The sequence below is a fragment of the Pseudoalteromonas holothuriae genome (assembly GCF_945859825.1).
In the GTDB taxonomy this organism is placed as follows: domain Bacteria; phylum Pseudomonadota; class Gammaproteobacteria; order Enterobacterales; family Alteromonadaceae; genus Pseudoalteromonas; species Pseudoalteromonas holothuriae.
This window is the reverse complement of record NZ_CAMAPC010000003.1, coordinates 463,347-488,790: the sequence shown is the minus strand read 5'-3', so window position 1 is coordinate 488,790 and position 25,444 is coordinate 463,347. Positions and strand designations below refer to the sequence as shown.

General features: G+C 39.4%; 16 protein-coding genes and 2 pseudogenes. 9 read left to right on the top strand and 9 right to left on the bottom strand.

The annotated features are described in order from the left end of the window. Positions 1–327 precede the first annotated feature (327 nt). Entirely contained in the window at positions 328–864 is a 537-nt protein-coding gene (locus OCI93_RS06355) for a dihydrofolate reductase family protein (protein ID WP_261594432.1), read from the bottom strand. 101 nt (positions 865–965) lie between these two features. Between OCI93_RS06355 and OCI93_RS06350 the strand changes: the two genes are divergently transcribed. Continuing rightward, positions 966–1,520, top strand: coding sequence for a TetR/AcrR family transcriptional regulator (locus OCI93_RS06350; protein ID WP_261594431.1), 555 nt, complete (start codon positions 966–968; stop codon positions 1,518–1,520). A gap of 40 nt (positions 1,521–1,560) precedes the next feature. Here OCI93_RS06350 and OCI93_RS06345 read toward each other — a convergent pair. Beyond that, a pseudogene (locus OCI93_RS06345) lies at positions 1,561–1,644 on the bottom strand (transposase); the annotation flags it as partial. Between the two features lie 254 nt (positions 1,645–1,898). Here OCI93_RS06345 and OCI93_RS06340 point away from each other — a divergent pair. Further along, positions 1,899–3,077, top strand: coding sequence for an alpha/beta hydrolase (locus tag OCI93_RS06340; RefSeq protein WP_261626051.1), 1,179 nt, complete (start codon positions 1,899–1,901; stop codon positions 3,075–3,077). A gap of 468 nt (positions 3,078–3,545) precedes the next feature. On the opposite strand, the gene OCI93_RS06335 is transcribed toward OCI93_RS06340, so the two are convergent. Together OCI93_RS06335 and OCI93_RS06330 are read right to left on the bottom strand one after the other, a co-directional pair. After that, positions 3,546–6,398, bottom strand: coding sequence for a TonB-dependent receptor plug domain-containing protein (locus OCI93_RS06335; RefSeq protein ID WP_261626050.1), 2,853 nt, complete (start codon positions 6,396–6,398; stop codon positions 3,546–3,548). Between the two features lie 608 nt (positions 6,399–7,006). Beyond that, positions 7,007–7,360 carry a DUF1428 domain-containing protein gene (locus OCI93_RS06330; protein WP_261626049.1) on the bottom strand — a complete coding sequence of 118 codons (354 nt, stop codon included), beginning with the start codon at positions 7,358–7,360 and terminating at the stop codon, positions 7,007–7,009. 227 nt (positions 7,361–7,587) lie between these two features. Here OCI93_RS06330 and OCI93_RS06325 point away from each other — a divergent pair, with 227 nt between their 5' ends. The 3 genes from OCI93_RS06325 (at position 7,588) to OCI93_RS06315 (ending at position 9,471) form a co-directional block, all read left to right on the top strand. After that, on the top strand, positions 7,588–8,040 hold the full coding sequence (locus tag OCI93_RS06325) for a GNAT family N-acetyltransferase (protein ID WP_261626048.1): 453 nt from the start codon (positions 7,588–7,590) through the stop codon (positions 8,038–8,040). A gap of 135 nt (positions 8,041–8,175) precedes the next feature. Continuing rightward, entirely contained in the window at positions 8,176–8,649 is a 474-nt protein-coding gene (locus tag OCI93_RS06320) for a VOC family protein (RefSeq protein WP_315942797.1), read from the top strand. A gap of 330 nt (positions 8,650–8,979) precedes the next feature. Next, positions 8,980–9,471, top strand: coding sequence for a hypothetical protein (locus OCI93_RS06315; RefSeq protein WP_261626046.1), 492 nt, complete (start codon positions 8,980–8,982; stop codon positions 9,469–9,471). Between the two features lie 80 nt (positions 9,472–9,551). On the opposite strand, the gene OCI93_RS06310 is transcribed toward OCI93_RS06315, so the two are convergent. Next, positions 9,552–11,429 carry a S8 family peptidase gene (locus tag OCI93_RS06310; protein WP_261626045.1) on the bottom strand — a complete coding sequence of 626 codons (1,878 nt, stop codon included), beginning with the start codon at positions 11,427–11,429 and terminating at the stop codon, positions 9,552–9,554. A 306-nt stretch (positions 11,430–11,735) separates the two neighbouring features. Between OCI93_RS06310 and OCI93_RS06305 the strand changes: the two genes are divergently transcribed. Then, entirely contained in the window at positions 11,736–14,021 is a 2,286-nt protein-coding gene (locus OCI93_RS06305) for an aminotransferase class V-fold PLP-dependent enzyme (RefSeq protein ID WP_261626044.1), read from the top strand. A gap of 88 nt (positions 14,022–14,109) precedes the next feature. Here the strand turns inward: OCI93_RS06305 and OCI93_RS06300 are convergent, their stop codons facing one another. Both OCI93_RS06300 and OCI93_RS06295 read right to left on the bottom strand, forming a co-directional pair. Then, a complete protein-coding gene (locus tag OCI93_RS06300) occupies positions 14,110–16,611 on the bottom strand; it encodes an ABC transporter permease (protein ID WP_261594422.1) in 2,502 nt (833 codons plus the stop codon). Beyond that, entirely contained in the window at positions 16,602–17,276 is a 675-nt protein-coding gene (locus OCI93_RS06295) for an ABC transporter ATP-binding protein (RefSeq protein WP_261594421.1), read from the bottom strand. The genes OCI93_RS06300 and OCI93_RS06295 overlap by 10 nt, the downstream gene beginning before the upstream one ends. A gap of 137 nt (positions 17,277–17,413) precedes the next feature. Here OCI93_RS06295 and OCI93_RS06290 point away from each other — a divergent pair, with 137 nt between their 5' ends. The 3 genes from OCI93_RS06290 (at position 17,414) to OCI93_RS06280 (ending at position 21,275) form a co-directional block, all read left to right on the top strand. Then, complete coding sequence (locus OCI93_RS06290; protein WP_315942722.1) at positions 17,414–18,109, top strand: response regulator transcription factor; 696 nt, start codon at positions 17,414–17,416, stop codon at positions 18,107–18,109. 16 nt (positions 18,110–18,125) lie between these two features. After that, positions 18,126–19,376 carry a sensor histidine kinase gene (locus OCI93_RS06285; protein WP_261594420.1) on the top strand — a complete coding sequence of 417 codons (1,251 nt, stop codon included), beginning with the start codon at positions 18,126–18,128 and terminating at the stop codon, positions 19,374–19,376. A 111-nt stretch (positions 19,377–19,487) separates the two neighbouring features. Then, a complete protein-coding gene (locus OCI93_RS06280) occupies positions 19,488–21,275 on the top strand; it encodes an ABC transporter transmembrane domain-containing protein (RefSeq protein WP_261594419.1) in 1,788 nt (595 codons plus the stop codon). Between the two features lie 256 nt (positions 21,276–21,531). On the opposite strand, the pseudogene OCI93_RS06275 reads toward OCI93_RS06280, so the two are convergent. Both OCI93_RS06275 and OCI93_RS06270 read right to left on the bottom strand, forming a co-directional pair. Then, positions 21,532–22,151 (bottom strand): annotated as a pseudogene (locus OCI93_RS06275) (ISAs1 family transposase); the annotation flags it as partial. Between the two features lie 200 nt (positions 22,152–22,351). Next, entirely contained in the window at positions 22,352–25,411 is a 3,060-nt protein-coding gene (locus tag OCI93_RS06270) for a PAS domain-containing hybrid sensor histidine kinase/response regulator (RefSeq protein ID WP_261626043.1), read from the bottom strand. Positions 25,412–25,444 lie beyond the last annotated feature (33 nt).

Sequence of the window (25,444 nt, the reverse complement as noted above, 5' to 3'; positions counted from 1 at the left end):
GCCATTGGAAACTTTATTAGATGGAAAATTGATCTGGGCTGAGAAAAATTTAGCTCAAATCTAGACTGACAGTCACCGATTAAAAAACGGGTAACTGTCAGATCAAGTCTGAGCTAGTACACTTTAAGGAAGTTCTTAGCCAAAATCAGCGTGCAGTGTACTCGGTTTTGTCAGAGGCGCTTTATTGCCCATATTCGCTTTTAATATGTTTGAGGTGAATAAGTCTTAACTTGATTTTTCAAATTAGGCTAAGCGAACTTAATAAAACCTAATAGTTCCGTGTGCCAAAAGCGGTCTTTCGCATTGGCACATGTATTTAATTGAATATTAACCAACGTAGCGCTCAAAACGATTTTGGCAGATACCATTTGAGTACCTTTCAGATTTTGTACACCTAAATTCTATTACACGATTTAATTCACCGAAGAGCCGGATTCCACTGCCAAGTAATATTGGTATTGTTGTAATTAGAAGCTCATCAACCAAGTCTTCTTTTAAAAAACTCTGAATAGTCAAGCCACCATCTATATATAAGTTGTTGTATCCTTTTTTCTTTAACTCGTTATTGATACTTTTTATATCCCCTTTAACTAAAAATGCTTTTCCTTTCAGTTTATCTGGCATTTTCGTCAATGATTTACTTAAAACGAAAACCGGTTTGCTGTAAGGCCATTCAATATCCATACTTGCAACTAACTCCATCGTGTTACGACCCATAACTAAAGCATCGATACTTTCCATATGAGCCTGATAACCCATATCGATATTATCTGGATTAGGGATAGCCTCTAACCAATCAATTTCATTATTTTTTCCAGCGATGTAACCATCGAGGCTTGTAGCTATAAATACTTTATTGGACATAAATACCCCTATTAACTTAATTTTACTTTATTCTACGCTGTAGAATATTGTAAAATTATTCTACAGCGTAGAAATTAAAAGTAAAGTATATAGATTTTTATATGAAGCAATCCGAAGCAAAAAGAGGTCGCCCGTCCAAAGATAAAAACAGCCTTAGTGCCGAGTTAATAGTAAGTAAAGCTAAATGTATGATGGCTGGCACTGGTAAAGTGCCTAGTATGAGGGCCATTTCGAAAGAATTAAATGTCGATCCTATGGCTTTATATTATTACTTTAAAAACAAAAATATTTTACTGGAGGGTGTTGCTAAGTCACTAATGTCTGAAATATATGTACCTAGCGGAAAATTAGATTGGAAACAGGAACTAAAAGAGCTTTCAAAAAGCTATTTAGCAATTCTCCAAAAATATGATGGCTTATTAAAGACCCTCTTATCTATGTCTTCAAACAGTCCTGCTGATGTATTTGTAAGTAGATTTAATTTAATTGTTAACCCATTAAAACTAAGAAGCGATCAAGAAAAGGCTTTTCTTGATCTATTAGTTGACTATCTTCATGGCTTTTCAATGGCACTAGCATGTGACTCAAATGGTGAATTGACACCAGATTATGCGGATAACTCCCTAGACTTTTTATTCAAAAGGGTGCAGGTATAATACACTACTAGTTAAAGTGTATATGTCTGCTTATAGCTCAAAATGCCCTATGCACACAGCGCGAAACACAATGATAATATCGAGTATCTGACAAACTTATCTGCCGCTTCCTTGCTAAATCCATCGTTCACTCCTTGAACTTAGAATTTGAAATGATTTTGAGAATTAAAAGCTTAGGCAAAGCACTCAAAGTTTTAAGTTTGAAAAGCTTAAATGCCTGTCCACGTTAGCTGGATTTCAGAAAAATATCAAAGTTGGTAACATTTTAGATAATCTGCTAATAATATTGGCAATTAAAAAAGTAATTGCTCCTGTTATGTAAATGACCCAATCATTCACTATTAAATTGTTAGGCATTGAAAATATGTGGAGGTGGACTTGAGAATCTATAAATTAAAGACTGCGCTTGTTCCAATACTTGTTATGCCCCTGCTTATAGCAGGGTGTACTAGTACTACAATGTCAACGGGATCCGCGTTACTTGATGGTGACGGGTGGATTTCGGAGAAATCCTATTACCAAAAAAAAGTCCATTACGGTACAACGAGAGTAGATAAGTGTATTGAGCGCCATGACTCTATAGCAGGTGCAATAACAACGCAAATTAATCAATATTGCCTTCGTGATGTAACTAGGCTTAACACCGGAAATAAGTATACAAATAAGGAAATACAATACGGAACAGCTACAGTAAAAATTCCATTTACTAAAGAAATTGGCGGTATTGAAGGGATGTCAATCACAAAACTAGAGCATGACATTGGATTTACACCCTTTATTTCTAAGCTTACATCTGACGATTTATTAGTTTTTGTTCATGGATTCAATACCTCTTTTACTAATGCTGCGATAAGAACAGCTCAGTTGGCGCACGATACTAACTTCAAGGGAGAGGCGGTTTTTTTTAGTTGGCCATCATCAGAAAACCCTGCAACTTACTCGACTGACAAGAAAAGAGCGAAAGATAATTTTAAGTTCTTGGCAGAATTCCTAATTAAATTATCTGAAAACACAGATAAGCAGATTCATATTGTTGCGCACAGCATGGGTACATATTTGCTAGTTAATTCGCTCTCTATTATCAACGAGGAGATAGATGGAAATGATAACCTCCTTAAATCAAGACGGTTGAAAAATAACAACAAGATATTTAATCAAATAATTCTCGCTGCCCCAGATATATCGATGGACGAATATCATCATAAATTCAATCGATATAGTTTGTCTAAAGTTGCAAGAAAAATAACCCTGTATTCATCCATTAACGACCACGTGCTGAGCAAGGCTTCAAGATTTATGAACTACTTCATAGAAGGTACAGGGCAAGCACGCTTAGGCGACTCTTCCGCTGGCTTTTTTGTAGTAGACGGTATGGACACGGTAGATACCAGACAAGAGATATCAGCCCAGTTTTTTGGTCATTCGTTTTATGCAAACTATCGGGGATTAGTTACTGACATTTACCTTTTGCTAAATCATGGCACTGATCCAAATGATCGTATGCTTCAAAGAGTGATTGATGAAAAGAATAATACTCTATGGCTCATTCGTGATTAATAGAATTGTAAATGCTTAACAACGCCCCATATTACGGCGTTGAGGCTGTAGAATTTCTCTAGAGCCAGCATTTTGAGGTGCACTACGTTAAAAAGTAACGAGTATTGAGGGTGAAACCTATCAATAATTCATGTATGAGTGCATTTTTTATCAATTTCACAAATAAAAAATCGAGCTGTTTCTTCATTTTTAGAAATTCTACAGGCTCGTTAATTGTCTAACAGGTTTCTGTCCAAAAGCAGGTTTGAGCGGCCGTCTGTTCCTGCAGTTCCTCGCTCATAGCTGCCTGTCTGGTGAACTCCAAATCTATTTATCGATTAGATATAAGCTGCTGCATTTGAGACGTGTGAAGGGGTTATATTCCATTATTAATGTATGCTGTTTGATTAGAGTAGTGTGAAATTTAAACAATGAACGCGCAGTGGTCATTATTTTGAGCACTGCACGCTTTGTTTTGCCTATCTTTGGTTAAAACTCTTTAAACCATGATAAAGTGAAGTAACGACCCCTTGGGTTTGGCCCTCGGTCATATCCTCGTGCGATATCATAAAATGGCGGTGTTTCACCAAATGGGTTTTGCACGGTTAGATTAAAACGACCATATGCTTGAGCATCATACCCAAGTGTAAGGGTTTTTAAGTCATAAGAGGGCGACCAGCTTTTGGCATACTCTCTGGCTTCTCTGTATTGGTCTTTTTCTGGTATGTCGGTTAAATCAAGTATGTCATCTTCATCGGAGTTAAATGCTTTGCTACCGTAGGCTACAGTAAATGATGAACTCCAATTTCCTTTATTCCAAAATATACCAAAAGACTGCTTAGTTTCTAAATTATTATAGCGTCCTATTGATGGCGTCCACTCGTCATCCCCTAAGTATTGGTTTTCACCACGCGTGATTTCAGCCAAAGAATAATTTACTGTAAATTGTCCCAATGCCGTTTCTGAAAATGCGTAATTTAAGTCTAAGTCATATCCTTGAGATCGCGTTTTTCCGATGTTAATAATAATACTTTTGTAATGTTCAAGCACATGCGTGGTTGGGTTACGCTGAATTAAATCAGCAAACAACTCACCATTGGTACGTGCGTTTTCGCGCAACATGACGCGTGTTAAACGCTCTGGGGCATTTTCAATATCAACTTTCCAGAAATCCAAAGTTGCACTCAAGCCTTTGATATATTCTGGTGTCCAAACCAAGCCTAAGTTGCGTGATGTAGAAGTCTCGGGGTTCAAGTTTTCGTTTCCACCCATTTCAAACGACCATTGATAGGGCTCAGCTTCGGCAACTCTTGCACCAAAACTTTTACATAGTGGGAGTTGCTCCCAACCCGTGTTGCTACACGGATCTGAAGAGTTAGAGTACCAACGATCGGTAAGTATTTCTCTACCACGATATAAATCAAACAAGGTAGGGGCTCTAAAACCTTCGGAGTAGTTTGCCCGTACCATGAGCTCATCAACGGGCTTCCAATAAATATTGACTGACGGCGTGCTTGATGAACCCGAATCACTGTAGTTTGAATAGCGCAAAGCCAATTCAATACTTAAGTGCTTTGCAAAATAAGCGTCTTCAAGTAAAGGTATACTGGTTTCTATGTAGGCTTCTTTAATCTTACGTTTGGGTGGTATGTTGCTTTCTTCCTGCGCTAAATTACCGACCAATTTATACTTGCCTCGAACATCATCAAATTTGTTGCTAGCCTCTTCCGTGCGATACTCAACTCCGAGTGCGACTTGGATGCTGCCTGCAGGTAGCTCGTACACTTCACCAACGGCGCTTAGATTGAAGGTGTTGGTAGTCGCTTTATGCTCAGTCCAAATACCCTCAATCATAATGGCATCTAATAACTCGCTATTGAGGTTTTCTAAATCTAGAAAAGGGTTTAGTGCCGAGCAGTTATCTTCTGCAAGGCACACATCGGGGCCACTTAAGCTGTTTTGAAGTAGCGTTCTATTTAAAGCCGCAGGGTAGGCTGTTTTGGCTTCATAAGTACTGTGTACTAAGTCGCTTGACCAGGTCCAGTTTTCAAACAGCTCTCCACTTAGGCCAAAGCGCACATGCAAAGGTGTTGTTACTGTTGTGGTGTTTCGTTTATTGAGGTTGGTTAAACGGCGGTTCATTCGCACATCACGACCAAATGGATTGAACTCATTATCCTTGCTAACAAATAGACCTGATACGACCGCTGCAGCTTCTTGAGCGTAGTTCTCTTTGTCAGCATATAGAAGCTGGAAAGTGCCCTCTAACGTATTTGTAAAGTTATAATAGGAGTTGAGCAAAACGCTGTACTCGGTTCTTTTTGAGGCATCGAGTGTTTCACTTTGGTAGTTATAACCATGGGCCTCTTTGTATTTTTTCTCTGCTTCCTCTTGGGCAATCTCTTCTAATTCCCAACATGCTTGCCCTGCTTGTCCTTTGTATGTGGCTGAATAGGGTGCAAAATCAGATAAGTTGTTGCCATCTGAGCCATTACTTCTGTGCATCATGTAATAAGTGGCGGTGGCAGTATCTGGGTCACAATCAGAATAGGTGAAGTTGCCATCTGGGCCATAAATGCTCAAAAAGTTAGTACCTTCAAAAATACCACTGATCTTTTGGTCGCTTCGATCTGGGTGATAAAAGCTGCGAGAGCCACGGTTATATGTCCCCACTTTTTTTGCTTCTATTCCTAGCGTTATTCCGCCATTGTCAAAACTTGTACCACCAACGAAGCTGAAAGTGTGCGTTGGGGCATCATTGTATTCGCTGATCCCCGTTGATGCACTGAGTTTTATTCCTTCAAAGTCTTTTAGTAATTGATAGTTAACTACCCCAGCAATGGCATCGGAGCCATAAATTGCAGAAGCCGATCCTTTTTTAATATCAACCCTTTTAAGCATTGTGGTTGGAATGATTGAAATATCGACCGAACCATCGGTATCAGCAGCCATTCTTACACCATCGAGTAGATTTAAGGTGCGAGCATAGCCTAGGCCACGCAGCTGAATTTTTTGTCTACCATCATTGTTTCTTGCATCGGCACCAAAGTTCTCATCAATAGACACTTGGTTGCCATTCATTGCGGGTAATCGAGTGAACACGTCAGTGATAGAGGTAAGTCCACTGAGGGCGATATCTTCACTGGTTACTGTTGTGATAGGTAAAGAAGACGTAAGCTCTGGCCTGATAAGGCGAGAGCCTGTTACAGCGACTCGTTCAATTTCTTTTGTTTCTTTTTTGTTTGCTGCTTCATTTACGCCATCTGAGGCAAAGCTTGTGCCTGACATCATTAGTAGTGCCGTAGTTACGGCATTACGAACAGGAGATAGTTTGTATGTCATAAGAATCCCTTGATAATTCATTTTTATTATTAATAGCGGGGTGAATTAGTTGCTAAAGACGTGTAGATGGCCTAGACAAGTAACCCAAAACAGAGTGTACCGAACACAATTACATCGGCAATTGAGAAAAACTAATGATGTCAAATATTGTTTTGTAATTTAGTATATTCTAAAGTTATAAATAGGGGTTAAAGAAGAGAAATGAGGGCTTTTAAGTTAAGCAAAGTCTGCTGTGTCACTTTTATTGTGCTAAAAACAATATGTTAATAAAGTGGCTTGCAAAGGTTAACTACTTTTGTACTTTTATTGTGAGGTGAACGATTGTTTATTTTTATTTTGTTTGTTGGGATAATAAATTTGACTGATTGAATAAAAAAATAGCCGTATCACTATAAATTTGCTAGAAATACCTTAAATTGGGCAAAGTTTTGTTAATGGGTTGACCTTTCTTGTAACTAAAAAAAGCGATTAATACAATATTGCAATCGCATAAAAAAATATGTAATAAAATATGCAATGATTTGCCTTTTAGCTAGTTTATGGTCTTTAAAAGCCAGACCAAAACCTCGATATAGACAAACTAGCTATTATAAAAATGGCTGTCTTAACTATATGCTTAAAATAGTTTCAAACCCACCGTAGATGAGTCGCTTACCGTCAAAAGGCATAGGGTTTTGTTGAGGGTCGCAAATAGGGTCTTCCATAAATTTGGCCATGCCTGCATCTCGAATTGCTTTTGATGGCCACATTATCCAAGAGAACACCACTGTTTCATCATCTTGGCATTTAACTGCTTTGACAAAAGAAGTGTGTTCACCATCAGGCACATCATCACCCCAATTTTCGATGATGCGCTCTGCACCATATTTTTTTAATTGTTTTGCAGCCACTTTTGCGTGTTGCAAATACTCTTCTCGTTTACTGGTTGGTACCGCGCAAACGTAACCGTCTACATAACTCATGTTTTATCTCCTTGTAGTATATAGAATAGCTTTGTTTTATATGCCGTTATGTTAGCTTGGCTACACATTCCGAGGTTTCTTTATGCACTTTGGTAGCAAACAAATTTGACAGCACTTATTTACAATTAATAAGTATAGTTATTACTTGATACATTTACTGTCATCATATTTATGATTAATTACTATTTTTTATGCTCAGCGTTAAGGTCTTACAAAAAAGGATAGAAATGATAACCAAGCTAGATCACACTCAAATTGCTCAGGCCAAAGGCATTCATACGGTATTTCAAAAGTCTTACAAGATAGAGGCGCAACTGATAGGTGTGGAGAACTTCCCTCCACTGTCGCGTAGCATTGAAGATATAGCCAGTTCAAAGAGCGAATTTTATGGTTTTATTGATCAGCAAACATTAGCCGCGGTGATTGAAATACAAATTAGTGAGCAGCATTTAGATATTCATAGTTTAACTGTTGATCCGCAATTTTTTAGAAAAGGCATTGCGGGTAAACTCATCAACTACGTATTGAATGAGTGTGATATAAAACAAGCAACGGTTGAAACCGCACTCGTTAATGCCCCAGCGATTAAGCTATACAATAAATATGGTTTTGCAGTATTTAAACAGTGGACCCCATCACATGGTATTGAAAAAGTAGCACTTCGTGTTGATTGTACTTAATGGCCTAATACCATGTTGCACCATGAAATACACACTAAGTGCTTGCGCTTAATTGCATTACTCATAAAAACATCTTGTGCGTTTGTCACAATCTTAAACTAACCTCATAAACGGGTTTTAAAAAAGGAGAAAGTGATGACAGTACCAACTACCCCAAAAGGCTACCACAGTGTGACCCCTTACTTAATTATTAATGGCTCCGTTAATGCGATTGAGTTTTACAAAAAAGCGTTTGATGCGGAGCTGGTAATGCAGTTACCAATGCCAGATGGAGGAATTGCGCATGCAGAGCTTAAAATTGGAGACTCACATATTATGCTCTCAGATATGTGCCCCGAAGCGCATTTTCAGGACCCGCAAACATTAGGGGGGACGCCTGTTAGCTTAATGCTGTATGTTGCCGATGTAGATAAAGTATTTGCCCAAGCGATTGCTCATGGAGCGACAGAAGTTAGGCCTATACAGGATCAATTTTACGGTGATAGAGCGGGTACACTGCAAGACCCATTCGGACATATTTGGACTATAGGTACGCATAAAGAAGAATTAACCCAAGAACAAGTTATGCAGCGGATGGCTGATTTTATGAGTAAACAACAAGATGTTTAAACATTTAGGTGTGTAGCCAACTACTGAGTGTGAATGTCTTAATAATGGAAGTTGACGGGTGAGTTTGATTATTTGCACAGTTCAATCGAGGCTTTCACTGCTTTATCATTCGCCACTTACATAAAGCGCTCTGCAAAGTACCCACATTCAACACGTTACGAAGTTAGTGAAGTGGTGCTTTGCTGCTTATTCGCTTGTAACAACGTTACTATAAAAAAGAAAGCTAAAAAGCGTATTATGTATTACGGCGTTTTGATGAGCCCTTACTTTGGCTTTGTTTTGGGGTCGAGTGCCTATTTTATATAATAATAAGAGGTTAAGAAGGTGACGATGTTAAAATTACCACTGCTTATTGGCTGTTTTTTTATCAGCACACAGAGTTTGGCAAAGTGCGATGACAAAGTATTTAATGAATTTGATTTTTGGTTAGGCAACTGGCAGGTATTTACCGCAGATAATAAGCTGGTGGGAAATAACGTTATTAGTAAATCGCATGGCGGTTGTGTTGTGAAAGAACAATACACTGCATTGTCGGGGTTTTCTGGAGAAAGTTTGAATATTTTTGATACGACTACGCGCAGGTGGCATCAAACATGGGTAGATAATTCAGGCTTATTACTACAGCTAAATGGTGGTTTGAGTACTGGTAGCATGTCGTTGTCGGGCAAGCGCCAAAATAAATCAGGTACCTTTATTTTTGAGCGTATCACTTGGACACCAAATAAGGATGGTACAGTGCGTCAATTGTGGCAAAGTAAAACGCATAAGCAAGCAAAGTGGCAAACTGTATTTGATGGGTTGTATAAACGTGTTAATAAATAAACCAGAAGTGATTGTTTGAGTAATTAAAAGCCCCAATTATTAGTTGGGGCTTTTTGTGTTTATGAATTTATAAAACGATATTAGTACTGCCCTACTAAGCTTACGCCTGAAAAGCTGTTATATCCATTTAGCATAATGTGGAATTTACCACCTTGGCCTGAGTTAAGGGTACATGTTTCGTTGTTACCATTTACAAATGGACGGCAATCGTAATTAGTCTTGGTTGCTGCTGAGCCTTGTTTAACATATAAATCAGCATCACCAGTGCCACCAGAAATTGACACATTAAGTGTTACGTTAGCAGGTACATCAATTGTATAGCTTATTTGTTGGTTTTGACTGCCAGCTAAACCTGTCACAGGTACGCCGTTTTGCAAGCAGTTACTGCCACAGCCGCCGGTATCGCCGCCAACTGTTGCGGTTAATGTGGCACCGCTGTATGCCGCGTAACCGTGTAGCATAGCAAACCATTCACCCCCTGCTGGGTTAGTAAAGTCACATTGCTCAGCATTACCATTTTTATACGGACGACATAGGTAGCTATTTTGGGTCGGCTTTTGGCCTTGTTGAACGTAGAGGTCAGCATCACCAGAGCCACCTGCTAATACGAATGATAGTGCATCACTGCCTGCTGGGACATCAATTTTAAAGTATGTTTGAGAACCTGCACCACCGTTTGCAGGCACGCCAACACCACTGGTTAACTCTGTAATGGGTGGCTCAACAATTGGTCCACTTGCCGCTTGAAGTAGCTCGTTGGGTGAACCTGATTTAGCATCAGACAGCTTATTCTTGGCACTTTGTGCGCTTAACATTTGATCCAGTTGCGCAGGGCTTAAACTTGGGTTTTCATCAAGGTATAACGCAACAGCACCGGCAACATGAGGTGCAGCCATCGAAGTGCCGCTGATGGTGTTAGTTGCAGAGTTTGAGTTGTACCATGCTGATTTGATGCTTGACCCTGGCGCGTAGATATCTAAACATGTGCCATAGTTTGAGAAGCTTGAGCGGCTATCCCCACTAGTTGTTGAGCCAACAGTAATGGCATTTGCTGCGCGAGCTGGCGAGTAATTACATGCACTGCTGTTATCATTACCTGCAGCGACTACAAAGCTAATGCCAGATGCTACGGCATTGTTGACTGCATCATCAGTGGCTTGTGAAGCGCCACCGCCTAAACTCATATTGGCAACAGATGGGCCACTGGCGTTGTTCTTAACCCAATTAATACCCGCAATAACGCCTGAATTTGAGCCTGAACCGCTACAACTTAGCACTCTAACACCGACTACGTTAACATTTTTGGCAACACCATAAAGCGAGCCGCCAATTGTACCAGCGACATGTGTACCATGACCGTTACAGTCAGTTGCGTCTGAGTCATTGTCGATGAAGTCATAACCATGGCTTGCTCGGTTACCAAATTCATTATGACTAATCAGTACACCGGTATCAATAACGTAAGCGGTGACACCAGAGCCATCATAATCATAATGATACACACCATTAAGTGGTAGGTCGGCTTGATCAATTCGGTCTAGTCCCCAAACCGCGTTATTTTGGTCGCCTTGTATGTCAATTGCTTTTTGCTCAACTTTAGTATCAACCATTGGCTCTACTGAAACTACCTGATCCTGTTCAATGTATTTGATGTTGCCATCTTTTAACATTTCATGGATTTGTTTTTTACTTGCTTTAACGAGCACACCATTTAGTGCCGTACCAAAGTTACGCTCTACACGTACATTATACTTAGTCTCTAAATCATTCCCTTGTGTACTTAAATAAGCCGATATGCGATTTGCATCTTTTTGGTCAACCACAGTTGGTGTGTCAAAGACCACAATATATTTATCTTCAATCGCTTTATCAGGGTCTACTGGTAGCATTTGTGCTGCGTAACTGTTTGCAGCCAAACCTAAAGTAACGGCTAAAGTGAGAGTGTTTAGCTTTGTCATATTATTTCCTTTACATGTTGTTTGAAGTGGATTCACATTTACGATGACCTAAAATGAACAAAAAATAAACTGCATTGTTATATTTTTTTAACTTTAATTTAACCTAAAATGCACAACAATGTTATAAGGGGGGGGTCGAAAAACATTCACTACAACTCAATGAAAAGCTTACAGCTAGAGCAATTGCACGGCATTTTAAGAAAATTAATGGTTGAATAAGCAGCTAAACTTGCTAATATAGCAATAAGTAATTAGATATAATTTTTAGTTATAACTAGCCAATTCGATATAAAGAAAGGTCCAGCCATGTCTGATCAACAAGCGTTAAGTCAAATTTATTTAGATGCAAACGCGACAACACCCGTATTACCAAAGGCTGCAAAAGCGGCTTTATCCACGATGGAAACTATGTTTGGCAACCCAAGTAGCAGTCACATTAGTGGTTTGCAGGCAAAACAAGTTATGGATGAAACGCGCAGTAAAGCGGGTGAAGTTTTGGGCGCAGGCAATGGGCAAGTTATTTTTACCAGTGGCGCAACGGAAGGGATCCAAACTGGTATTTTATCGGCCCTTTGCGCGGCAAGAAAAAAAATGCAACCGGGTAAAAATTACAGCATTTTATATGGTGCAACGGAACATAAAGCAGTACCTGAATCTTTAAAGCACTGGAACCAAGTGTTAGAAATTAACGCCACAATTAAAGCAATCCCTGTAGATGAAAAGGGCACGCTTGATTACGACTTTATCGCCAAAGAAGTGCCAAACGCACTGATGATTTGCACTATGGCTGTTAATAATGAAACCGGCGTATATCAAGATTTAAATGCGCTTGAAATGGTTATTCGTGCTAACAATGCAGATGTTTATTGGCTTGTAGATTGTGTTCAAGCATTGGGAAAACGTGGTTTAGAGTTGGCAAAAACCAGTATAGATTATGCCCCTTTTAGTGGTCATAAGCTATATGCTCCTAAGGGAATTGGCTTTGTATACATTCGCCAAGGCGCGCCTTTTACGCCGTTTATTGCAGGCGGCGGCCAAGAGGGGGGGTTGCGATCTGGCACTGAAAATTTGCCAGGTTTAGCGGCATTGAATGTTATTTTTGATGAGCTGCAAGGTAATGGTGATGGCGTATTTGCAAGTGAGGGTAAGCTACAGCTGTTTCGCTCTCAACTGGCATTAGCATTAAAAAATGCCTTTCCGACTGTTTTATTTAATCACGATTTTGCCAACAGTGTACCAACAACGCTTAACTTTGCTATTCCAGGCTTTAGTTCAAAAGAAATAATGGACTTGTTTGATGCGGCCAATATTCGAGTCAGTTCAGGCTCGGCTTGTAGTTCTAAAGTAACACGTAGTTTTGTGCTTGATGCAATGGGGTTGCCCGCTTGGCAAAGTGAGTCTGCGATTAGAATGTCATTTGGCCCTGCGGTTACTCAGCAGCAAATAGATCAAGCCTGTGATCGTATTCACCATTGTGCACAAGCGTTAGGTCATAGTTGCTTATTAAATGCCACCGGCAGTATCGATGATAAGTCACAATTACAAGGGTTAGTACAGTTTAAAATGGGTGGCAGTTGTACATGGTTATACGCAGACCCATTAACCAAAACCGCAGTGATCATAGATCCTTTACCTGAATTGAGTAAGCGTTTACTTACTATCTTGCAATGTCAGCAATTACAATTAATTGCCGCGATTGATACCCATGGACATGCTGATCATCAGTCAGGTCGTGTTGCGTTAGCACAACAGCATTTAGTACAACAGCATGCTGATCATCTTGGCTGGCCTACAGAAGTTACCAGAGTAGAATTAAATAATCAGCAGTTTGAAGCCATTTCAATAGGTGATAAATACTTGTTACGTGTTGCTACGCCCGGACATACTGATGACAGTATTACTATAGTGTTATGTGAAAAAGAGCAATTACAACTTGGCGAACTGGTGCCAAACTATGTTTTTTGTGGTGATCTGGTGTTAATGGGCAGCCTTGGAAGAACAAATTTTTCAAGCAGCAACACGAAGCAAATGTATCAGAGCTTGAAAATGCTTGCGCAACTTGTAGGGCAACAAAGCTTGCTTTGCCCAAGCCATGATTACCATAATGAATTTGTGACTAATTTTAAAGCAGAAGCAAGCAGGAATTCGTTGCTCAATGATGTTTTAACTTCAGAGGTGAGCGTTGAACAGTTTGTGAAGCGCAAACAAGATTTAGATAAAAATATCAATGATGACATTGGTGAAGAAATTATGTGTGGTGCGTTCACAAGCGCATGTAACAAAAAACAGTTGCAAGAGTATAATGCTCCTGAACTTAAAGCAAAGTTGCAAGCCAATTCTCAGGCTAAGCTTATTGATATTCGAGAGCCACACGAGTATGCACTTAATCACAGCCAAGAGTTTGACGTGAATGTGCCATTAACGCGGTTAACAGACTTTATTTGTCAACAGCAACACGATAAATCACAAGAGCTCATTTTAGTTTGCCGCAGTGGCAGTCGCTCTCAAGTAGCAGCGCAGGCTCTATCGCGCTTGGGCTTTGAGCATGTTGGTCACCTTAAAGGTGGATATGCGCTCAGTCATACCAATTAGCATAAATTTCTCACTAGTAACTTTGCTTGTTACTTATGCTAACGGGCATAACTGTTTATAAATAAGGGTGTAAAGGGCATTTACACCCTTATTTATTTAATAGCAGCGATGCTACGCTATCCGCAAATTGTTTTTTTGTGGCCATCAATCCTATTAAAGTAATCACTAATACAGCACTGGCAGCATGGCGTAATAGCGTTAAATGGTCAGGTTTGTAATCAAGTCCTAATTCATATTGATAAAATGCATCAATCGTAAAATACACACAAGTAAACGCACTAACAGTTGGTAATGTCGCAATTATTAGCCACTCATAGAGCGCTAGTTTGTATTGTTGATTTTTACTTAACCCAAAGCTAATAAGTAAACCATTGCGCTTTTGATCTTGCTGCAAGTGCCTTTGTATTGCTGCGATGAGAAGCAATATCGTCAGTAAACTGATTAAAGTACTATAGGTGAGTATTGCACTGGTCAAAATATTGAGGTATTTACGTGTTTGACTGAGGAGTGTATCGATAGAATGCAACCGCATTGATGGGTGTGCTTGCCAAAGTGTTGCAAGAGCTTGCCACGCATCATCGGGTATTTGTGCACTGCCAATGTTATATATGGGTACACCTTCTATCGGATTGGCTGCGTGTGTTACAAACCAAAAAGTAACATTACTGCTACCTGGCACAAAGCTATGAACTGAAGACACTCTAAATATTTCGCTCTGTTCCAGCATTTGCATTTGAATGGTATCGCCAAGTTTTAGGTTTAGTTCATTAAATACCTCGTCTTCAATAGAAATACTTTTCAGCGCATTTGATTGTACTTTTTTATTCCAATTGCCACGCTCAAGCTTATTGTTATGAGGAGTAGCATGATTCCAATGAAGCCTGATTGGCTTTTGTACTGTGCTCAACGTATCACTGACTGAAATATCAACGTCATTTAATGGTACATTATTGATGTGGGTCAGTTGCGCATATTGGTATTGATAAAGTTCTTTAAGTTCTCCTTTGTGTGTTTTTAAAAACTGTTCAAGTGAGTGTTGTTGTTGTTTATCAACTTGGGTAATTAAAAGGTTTCCTTGTTGTGTATACTTAAAGTGTTCAAGCATAGAGCTGACATCTTGGTGTATTCTGGTACACATTAAAACGAGTGTAATACTTAGGCCCAGAGACATCATTTGAGCCGTTTTTATATAGATCCTTTTTCGCATTAAATAAAGCGCAAAGCCAATCAGCTTTCCATGCTTGCCGAGTCCCCATCGCCCTAGATTTAGCACCAAGGTGCTAATTATTAATAATCCAACGATGCATACACTAAGGCTACCCAATAATAGAGCCGTTAAGGTCCAATTATCTGAATACCAATAAACAATACATGTCATCACAAAACACAGAAAAAGGCCACTTACTACTAATTGACTTTTACTTGGAGTATGTGCGCATAGCAATTGCATGGTTTGTGCTTGATAGACTTTAAACCAAATAGGTGCTGATAGGCCGATATAGACCATTGATGATAATAGTAACACTTTGATTAAATCGATAGGCTGCCAGATAAGTGCAAAGCCAAGCATGTGTTGTTGAACAAACTGCTCGAAGTATAATGCACTTAAAAGTGCCAGTATAAATGCTGGCGCAAAGCTTACGATGAGAATAAATAAACAATTAACCGTAATGACAGGGAGTCTGTATTTTTTGTTCATACCATTGGCCATGCAGATTGCGATAAAGCGGCTTAATGGTTCACTGGTTTTATTACTCGCTAACAATAAAATAATCCCGACCAAAATGATAAGTAACACGCTTAGTAGCCCTAGAAATTTCTCAACTCTTTGATAAATAGCTGAGACGGGGTGTCTGCCAAGAGCTTTGCTAAATAGGCGGCTGTCGCTCATATTACGCTGAATATTTTGTATTTTATCTATGACTTCATCTGGGTGATTAAATGAGTAACGGTGTTGGCTCACTTTGAGGTGTTCACGCTCGATACTCGCTTTATGAACTAGAGCACGCATGTCACTAGAATGACCTTCATGCAACCTGTCAGGCTCATGAATAAGGTAAGCGCAGAAGAGTAATTCAGTACTACCTAAGGTTAGTGTCTCTCCTATTTCTATGCCTAATGCAGAGGCAAGTCTCGGTTCTAGCCATATTTGCGACAGCTTAGGTGGCAACGCTATATTTTCTCCATTGAGGTTGGTATCTTGGCTATATTTTAATTGGCCTTGCAGTGGGTAGTTATCATCAACTGCTTTAAGTTGTATGAATTGATGCCGATTTTTGTGGGTTAACGTGAGCTTATATAGTTGACCTATGCTTACGTTACTCGTTAAGTTTTCCAGCTTGGTTAAGTCATCTTCAGGAATAAGACGATTGGTTTGAATTACCGTATCGGCCCCTAATAGCTGCTGCAAGTTTTGCGTTAGGTAATTGTGGGTGCCTTGTGCGACTAATGTAATAAAGCTGAAGTAAAAAAATAGCACACTAAGGCTTAAAACAGTCAGCAAATTATGCCCTCGTTTAGTGTGTAAATATACTTGTTGTAGCGATAGCATACATATTGAAAGTAGCTGATTCGGGTGGCTTATTCGCATTTTTCTAGTGCTCCTTGTACTAAGCAATACTGGCTATCTAATTGCTTGGCAAGCGCTAAATTATGCGTAACTAAAACCAATGTGGTGTGGTTTTTTCGTGCAAAATCACACATAAGTGAAGCAACCTCCCCAGCTGTTTGCTCATCTAAATTACCCGTTGGTTCGTCAGCAAAAATAATACTTGGCTGATTAACAAATGCTCTTGCTATGGCAACACGTTGCTGTTCACCGCCGCTGAGTTTACTGATAGGTTGGTTTTTTCTGTGTGATAGGCCCACGTTTTCTAGCCATTGGGCGGCTTGTTCATCAGCATTTTTGACGGCTCGCAACTTCAGTGGTAATGCAACATTATTGATAGCGTCAAGCTCGGGCAATAGGTGAAATTGCTGGAAAACAAAGCCACTATGTTGACGAAGATAATTATCGTCAACAGAAATACCTTGATGCTCAACGGTTAAAGTGCCTTGTTGAATGTTTTCAAGGCCTGCAAGTAAGCTAAGTAAGGTGGACTTGCCACTACCCGATGCGCCCGTGATAGCGATTTGTTCAGCACTTTTTATACTTAGCGATAACTTATTAATTAAACTTAGAGTGTCACCAGCGTTAACTTTTACCTGATGACAGAGCGCTGATGCTGTTAGGGTGATACCTGAGTTTTTATGCATGACATATGATCCTATATAGATATCATGTTAAGGTGCCAACTTGGGTGTGAAGACAGTGTGAAAGCAGGTTTCACGTTGCTTTCACAAGTGCAGCTATATTATTTTTTTGATTTAATAAATACAGGGTAGAAGTAACGATGCCTGCAAACTCTATAAAAGTATTGCTAGTTGAAGATCAACAAGATATCAGCCGTAATATTGCCGATTATTTTGAATCAAAGCACGCTGTGGTGGATTTTGCGTACAACGGAGAGCAAGGATTGTCGTTAGCGCTTGAACATTATTATGATTGCATTGTACTTGATTTAATGTTGCCAAAAATTGATGGGCTACAGGTTTGTGAAAAAATAAGGCAACATGCTGATAGGCACGTTCCGATTATTATGTTGACAGCACGTGATACTTTGGCAGATAAATTACAAGGGTTTGAGCAAGGTGCTGATGACTATTTAACTAAACCATTTGCGCTGGAGGAGCTGTGGGTGCGCTGTATGGCTCTGACACAACGTCATATGCTCAATACTACGCATACGCTTACCATTGGAGATATTACTTTTAACAAACAAACACACCATGTTGAGCGTTTAGGAAAAAAAATTAGTTTGCAGCCCATTCCACTGAAAATCCTACGTGTGCTGATGGAAGCACATCCAAGAGCTTTAAGCCGTAGCGAGTTATGTGACAAAATTTGGGCTGATGAGCCCACTGATTCGGATGCATTACGTTCACACATTTACCAATTGCGTAAGGCTATAGATAAGCCATTCCCTAAGGCGGTTATCAAAACGCTTCACGGCGTGGGCTTTGCTTTAGACATTTCAGTTTCTGAGTAAATTAAGTAGGTTAGTGATGAAAACAGCTCAATTACGTAACCGTATCGTTATCTATTTTGTAGGGAGCACGCTACTTACCAGTGCTCTATTTGGTCTAAGTAGCTTTTTGTTTGCATATAACATTGAGGATCAGTTTTTTTACGACTTACTTAAAGATGAAGCTAAGGTTGTGCAAACACAGCTCTCTCAAGGGCAGGCTGCCCAGCCCAAGCTTGACTTTATTCGTTACTTTCAAACCCAAGCGCAGCTACCTAGCGTGGTCTTGAGTTTGTTGCTTGAAGAGCCAAATCGCAGAGAGTTTGCCGGTGAAAATGATCAACACTTTCATCTTTTAAAGTTAAAACAGCAGCAGGGATATCTACTGGCAGAAGTGAGTGATCATTTAGTGGTTCGAAAGATCACTGAGGGGATGGTGTACTTTTTGCTTTTTGTTTGTGCTTTTGCCTGTTTGATCGCCATTATTATGGGCTTTGCTTCATATAAAATAGCGAAGCGTTTGCTCAAACCCTTAGATAATTTAATGGTTATACTCAACAATGCGCCTGTTGATAAACTGCCTCAAGGGTTTGCAACTGAGTTCAAAAACGATGAAATAGGCACGTTTGCAAAAACGCTAGAATCAGCCCTAGATAGAATTCGGGCTTTCATTAGTCGAGAGCAGGTCTTTACCCGAGATGTCTCTCATGAATTAAGAACGCCTGTGACGATAAGTCAAGGCGCTTTAACATTGTTAAAGCAAACCAGTTTAGATCAACAGCAAACATCTTTGGTTCAGCGCATTGATTCAGCTCAACAACAAATAGAGCAAAGCCTCACGGTTTTGCTTGCGCTGGCACGTGAAGATCAGTTAGGGCAAGGAAAAAGTCGGCTACTGGCTGCAATTGAGCAAAGCATAATACAGCAATACGATCACCTTGATGGTAAAGACATTGAACTAACAGTTGATGTTGGTAGCCTCATAGAAGTACCTGTAGAGAAAACAAGTTTGTTAATTTTATTAAATAATCTACTAGGCAATGCATTTAAATATACATCGCAAGGGCGTATTACTATTTCTTTTGCAAATAATACGTTACTTATAGAAGATACAGGGCAAGGCATTAAGAATGACGAACAGTTATTGGTTTTTGACGAAGGTGTTAAAGGGAAAAACAGTCAAGGTTTGGGGTTAGGTTTAAATATCGTTAAACGCTTGTGTGAAAAGCTGGCCTTGCAATATACATTAACGAGCGATAGCTCTGGCACCCAAGTAGAGATTATCTTTTAATTTTATCTTAAAGTGCCCTGAACCGTTTAATATGGACTAATACCATAACATGGTATTTTATTGTTTATAAACGCTGGAGAAAATAGAATTCAGCAAAGGAGAAAATAGTTAATGAGTAACTTAACCGCAGCAAAAAATGTGGCGAATACAAAAGAACCAATAAAAAGTATCCTACCAATTATTTCATTTGTTAAGCCTTATAAACTAATGGTGTTATTAGCTTTGCTTGCGTTGTTTGTAACATCGGCAGTAACTTTGTCTCTTGGTCAAGGTGTTCGATTTGTTGTTGATAGTGGCTTTGTAGCAAATTCATCAGCGCAACTACAAAGCGCCGTACTGAGCATGATTGTATTAATACTGCTATTAGCTATTGGCACATTTTTTCGTTTTTATTTAATGAGCTGGTTAGGAGAGCGAGTAGTTGCTGATCTTCGTAAAGCGGTGTTTGAAAAAATAGTCTTTTTACATCCTAGCTATTTTGAAGATAATCGCAGCGGTGAAATAACTTCTCGATTAACCACTGATACGGGCTTGCTGCAATCTATTATAGGCGTATCGTTTTCAATGGCACTGCGCGGTACGCTAATGCTAATAGGTGGTGTGATAATGTTATTTATCACTAATTTTAAACTAGCGATCATTGTCATTGCGTTTGTTCCTTTGGTGTTGCTGCCGATACTTGTTTTTGGTAAAAAAGTAAGAAAGCTCGCTAGCAGTAGTCAAGATGCCATCGCCGATATAGGTACTTATGCAGGTGAAATAATCCAAAACATTAAAGTGGTACAAAGCTATACACAAGAAAAATCTGAGTATCAGGCATTTTCAAATGAAGTGGAATCAGCATTTATCATCTCCAAAGCAAGAATTAGGCACTTCTCGTTGTTAATTGCGACTGCTATTTTCTTTATTTTTAGTGCGATTACGGCGATGTTTTGGGTCGGGGGTAATGATGTGATCTTAGCCAAAATTACCGCAGGAGAATTGGCTGCATTTGCGTTTTATGCAGTTCTGGTGGCTATGTCGGTTGCAACCATCGCTGAGGTTTACTCTGAGCTACAGCGTGCCGCAGGCGCAGCCCAAAGGTTATTACATTTGCTTGAAGTAGATAGTAATTTACCCAATGCGTTACAACCAGAAAAATTGGCTTTGAATGCAGATATGACCATTGACATTAAACAGCTATCATTTAGCTACCCTTCAAGGCCAACGCAGATAGCATTGGATCAAATTGATTTAACGATTAATCACGGTGAGGTGGTGGCCATTGTTGGTCCATCTGGGGCGGGGAAAAGTACGTTGTTTGAAATGTTACAGCGTTTTTATGATCCGCAGCAGGGAATGATAAGCATTAATGGCGTGAATGTTCGTGATATATCGTTATCTGACCTGAGGGCGCTTATGGGATTAGTGCCTCAAAACCCGATACTCTTTAGTGCGGATGTAATGCATAACATTCGCTATGGAAAACCGTCGGCTAGTGATGAGGAAGTTATTAGAGCTGCAAAAAAAGCGCATGCTCATGAGTTTATTGAGGCATTACCACAAGGGTATAGCAGCTATTTAGGAGAACAGGGCGTAAGACTATCAGGTGGTCAAAAGCAGCGCATTGCTATTGCGCGTGCTATTTTAAAAGATCCCAAAATCCTATTACTGGATGAAGCAACAAGCGCCCTTGACTCCCAGAGTGAGTATCATGTTCAGGCTGCTTTAGTGGAATTAATGAAGCAACGAACAACCTTGATAATTGCGCATCGCTTATCTACAGTAAAGCACGCTGATAGTATTGTTGTGATGGACAAAGGAAAAATTGTTAATCGTGGTAAACATCACGTTTTAATCGACTCAGACCCGTTATATAAGCGTTTATGCCAGCTGCAATTTGAGAGTTCACATGAGTAAATATAAACTTTATTTGGCAGTCCTCTTCGTGCCAGAAGTGCAAAGTGGTCGTTGCAACATTTAGATGCATTAATATAGCAATGCAGAACTTAAGGTATCAGCTTTCACTTGATGGATTACCAAAATTCACTAGGGTTATATAGTCATAATAGTATGGCTATATAACCTTAGCTCTGGATAAGTGAGTTAGCACAATAAAATTATTTTACTCACTGCAGAGGGTAAGTTGCAGGGCAACCGCCTGAGTGAGCACTTTTTACCCAGCGGTTATTCCCGCCGTCAAAATAGCCTCTAAATATTCAGTTTTCATCCAAGCTTTTTTCTGCTTTTTTGGAATACTTAATTTGGATGGCTCTTGTCTGAGCATGTTCAATGCCAACTGCCGTAATACTGCGAGATTTTCTGCTCCATTATCTTGATAAATTTGGCAATTATCCTCATTCATACTCACATCCAGTACCCAATGCAGACTGTTTTCTATTTGCCAATGGTGGCGAACGCCATTAGCCAGTTGCTGTTCATTTAAATTGGCTGAACTGATGTGATATCGGTAGCTTAATTCTGGCTCTTTGCCTTTGGTTGCCCGAAAGCGAATGCTCATGCCTAGTGTAAGCAATTGGGGCCATTGGGGAAACTGCTCTGCTAGCGCGCTGGCATCTTGTGTATAGTAGATTCTGGCCTCAATTCGACCCTTATTTTTTCTATAATAATGCCATCCATCGGCTGCTGACGCTGGGCTTTAAATGCTCGTTTTACCGCTTCAAATAAGGTGCTTTGATTTGCTTTTAGTGCTAATAAATAGTCTCCTCCCTTATCAATAATTTTCTCGGCAATATCAGTTTGGCAGCCCATTGCGTCAATGGATACCAGTACACCTGCCTAGTTATTAAATGATTTATCTATCGTAATATCTGCTCATTTATTTAATTCAATTGGTATAAAAACACCTTGGGAGGGAATGAAATATCATTATTTTCATATAAGAAATGTAAGTTATAGCTTTTCCTATTAAAAAACCTTATCCAAACCTCAGGCAGTTACACAAGAAACGTAAAATAACCCGTCATAACTGAATCCTAATGTAGCAAGGTTTCAAACGTTGCTTTCAATTCATCAAGCTCAATGGGTTTGGTAATATAGCTTGTGAAACCAAGGTCTTTTGCCTTGTCTTGATCTGTAGACATCGCGTTTGCTGAGATACCTACAATAGCAATGTTTTTGGTATCTTCATGGTTTTTGAGGGCTTGAAATACTTCATAGCCTGAAATATCGGGTAAATTTATATCCAATAAAATTAAGCTGGGTTTGAGCGATTTAGCGGCTTCTATACCGCTGTAGCCGTTGACTGCTTCATGGTACACAATATTGTCAAAGCGATTAACAAGTCGCTTCATCAATTTTCTATTTGTCGCATTGTCTTCGATGTAGAGTACGCTATTAACATTAGTCTCGCAGAGTGTTTCTTCTCTTATTAGTGGTAAGTCAAAAGTAGCAGTGGTACCTTCACCTTCTGTACTTTGAATACGCATGAAGCCGCCCATAGCCTCGGTAAACTCTTTTGCGATTGTTAATCCAATACCAACCCCCTCTTCACCAGTGTACTGATCGCCCCCACGCTCAAATGGTTCAAATATATGCTTAAGTCTTCGAGCTGATATGCCAATACCTGTATCGATAATGTGGGTGCTGACATCATTACTATTTCTCACTAATTTGATTGAGATGCTACTGTGGTCATTACTATATCGAATGGCATTATCAATAAGGCTGGTAATAACTTGCTTTAACTTTGCATAGTCTGCCTTGACGTAAAATTGAATATCATTATCAAATGACACTGAGATGTTTTTATTATTTGCAGCGGATAATAGTTGCTCAATAGATTCTTGCAAACTTTCGTTGAGTGACACTTCTTCCAAACTCAGTGATAGATTACCCGTTTGAATTGATGCGATTTGCAAAATTTCATTGACCATAAGAGCTAGATCTTTGCCAGCCGTTGAGATTTCTTTAAGGCTATCAGTTTGACTTAGGGTTAAGTTTTCCTCCTCTAAAAGTTGTGTAAAACCAATGATTGCATTAAGTGGCGTTCTAAGCTCATGGCTCATTCGAGATAAAAATTTAGACTTAGCATGGCTTGCTGATTGTGCTTGTTTAGTGGCAGCTTCAAGATCACTGGTTCTTTGTATAACTTGTTCTTCTAAGTCTTGGCGGTATTGGTTCAATGCTGCTTCATATTTTTTTTGTTCGGTAATATCACGCACAATACCAGTGAACATTTTCTTGTCACCGACAAACATTTCACTCACGGCGAGTGACATAGAAAAAACGGAGCCGTCTTTTTTTCTTCCTAATACTTCACGGCCGGACCCAATTATTTTTTTTATGCCACTGGTCATGTAATTAGCTAGGTACTGGTCATGCTCCTGTTGATAAGGCGCAGGCATAAGCATTTTAATGTTTTTACCAATCACTTCATGTTCTTGGTAGCCAAATATTTTTTCTGCGGCAGGATTAAAACTATCTACTAGGCCTTTATCATCGATTGTAATAATACCGTCGATAACGGTTTCAATAATCGCTTTGATTCTTGACACTTGGTCGTCAAGTAGTGCTTTTTGCTGGGCGATACCCGATATATCTCTGACTATGCCGGTAAACATTCGCTCGCCATTTACATCCATCTCGCTGACGGCCAGTGACATAGAAAAAATGGACCCATCTTTTCGTTTGCCTAACACATCGCGCCCAGAACCAATTACCTTTTTTTCGCCGCCAGTGATGTAGTTAACTAGATACTGATCATGTTCTTGCTGATATGGCGCAGGCATTAACATTTTTATGTTGTTACCAATGACTTCATGTTCTTTGTAACCGAATATTCTTTCTGCCGCCGGGTTAAGGCTATCGACTAGCCCTTTGTCATTAATGGTAATAATACCGTCAATAACTGTTTCAATAATGGCTTTTATTCGAGCAACCTGGTCACTTAAAAGTGATTTTTGCTGCGCAATGTCTGAAATATCTTTGACAATCCCTGTAAACATTCTTTGGCCGTCAACGCTCATCTCACTGACGGATAACTCCATCGGGAATAGTTCACCATTGGCTCTTTGACCAAGTACCTCCCTTCCAGAGCCAATTATTTTTGCTTTATTTGTTTTTAAGTAATTCGCAACATAATGGTCGTGTTCTTCTTGATAAGGAGAGGGCATAAGCATTTTCACGTTTTTGCCAATGACTTCACTTGATTGATAGCCAAATATGGTTTGTGCTGCTGGGTTAAAGGTTTCTACAATACCATTTTTATCTATCGTTATAATGCCATCTACAACCGTATTGATAATGGCTGATATACGGGAATATTGAGAGTGAAGCTGAGAAGATAGGATTTCTTTTTGCGATAGTTCAGTTTCTAGTTGTAGTTTATCTGCCTTACTTTGTGCTTCTATGGAGGAAAGGTTTTGTACAATTTTGGAAAATTCATCTCCTGTTTTATTGTCGAACTTTTGAGAGCTTGGAAAGTTAAAAAGTGCTTTGTTTAGCGGGCGAACTTTTAACTTTATATAACTGGTGATGAGTACTATTAAGAGTATTCCACATCCGATAAAAAGCAGTAAAAAGTCGAACTGTAATGCAGTTAAACGCTGCGGTAAATTATATTTTACATAGTAGAGGTAGCACAAGCTTTGAGCCGAGGCATCTGTACTGCACACTTTTATTGCGCCATGAAGCACAGTTTTATCACTAAAAATGGCCAGTTCAGACTCTTTTAAGCCTTCAAAACGACTCGCAGAAGGGCTAATTTCTGCTAGTCGCTTACTCATATCTACATTGTTTGTGGTAGCCAGTACCTTGGTGCTTTTTGTTGAAATTAAATACTCATACGTCGTATGTGTGTGCTTTATGCCCGAGGGAGCTGACCATGCAAGAAATAAAGTTTTTGAGTTTTGATGTTTTGATGAAGCCTCAAATCGTTGTAGCGTATTTTCTAATTGCTGTAGTTGGTTTGCTGAGAGTGTATTAATTGAGTTTTCAGTAAAACGTTGCTGCGCGAAAAAATACAAGGTAGCCATGCACATTGTTACAAGTAGCGTAACCATATATGGGTAGGGGACTGATTCAGATATTTTCATTATTGCTTATATACCTCATGAATGCTGCTGCAC

Bases quoted from the DNA above. Each gene is read 5' to 3' on its own strand.
- OCI93_RS06305 (WP_261626044.1), top strand. From the start codon at position 11,736: ATGTCTGATCAACAAGCGTTAAGTCAAATTTATTTAGATGCAAACGCG.
- OCI93_RS06335 (WP_261626050.1), bottom strand. From the start codon at position 6,398: ATGACATACAAACTATCTCCTGTTCGTAATGCCGTAACTACGGCACTA.
- OCI93_RS06285 (WP_261594420.1), top strand. From the start codon at position 18,126: ATGAAAACAGCTCAATTACGTAACCGTATCGTTATCTATTTTGTAGGG.
- OCI93_RS06270 (WP_261626043.1), bottom strand. From the start codon at position 25,411: ATGAAAATATCTGAATCAGTCCCCTACCCATATATGGTTACGCTACTT.
- OCI93_RS06320 (WP_315942797.1), top strand. From the start codon at position 8,176: ATGACAGTACCAACTACCCCAAAAGGCTACCACAGTGTGACCCCTTAC.
- OCI93_RS06350 (WP_261594431.1), top strand. From the start codon at position 966: ATGAAGCAATCCGAAGCAAAAAGAGGTCGCCCGTCCAAAGATAAAAAC.
- OCI93_RS06315 (WP_261626046.1), top strand. From the start codon at position 8,980: ATGTTAAAATTACCACTGCTTATTGGCTGTTTTTTTATCAGCACACAG.
- OCI93_RS06300 (WP_261594422.1), bottom strand. From the start codon at position 16,611: ATGCGAATAAGCCACCCGAATCAGCTACTTTCAATATGTATGCTATCG.
- OCI93_RS06280 (WP_261594419.1), top strand. From the start codon at position 19,488: ATGAGTAACTTAACCGCAGCAAAAAATGTGGCGAATACAAAAGAACCA.
- OCI93_RS06290 (WP_315942722.1), top strand. From the start codon at position 17,414: ATGCCTGCAAACTCTATAAAAGTATTGCTAGTTGAAGATCAACAAGAT.
- OCI93_RS06325 (WP_261626048.1), top strand. From the start codon at position 7,588: ATGATAACCAAGCTAGATCACACTCAAATTGCTCAGGCCAAAGGCATT.
- OCI93_RS06295 (WP_261594421.1), bottom strand. From the start codon at position 17,276: ATGCATAAAAACTCAGGTATCACCCTAACAGCATCAGCGCTCTGTCAT.
- OCI93_RS06330 (WP_261626049.1), bottom strand. From the start codon at position 7,360: ATGAGTTATGTAGACGGTTACGTTTGCGCGGTACCAACCAGTAAACGA.
- OCI93_RS06310 (WP_261626045.1), bottom strand. From the start codon at position 11,429: ATGACAAAGCTAAACACTCTCACTTTAGCCGTTACTTTAGGTTTGGCT.
- OCI93_RS06355 (WP_261594432.1), bottom strand. From the start codon at position 864: ATGTCCAATAAAGTATTTATAGCTACAAGCCTCGATGGTTACATCGCT.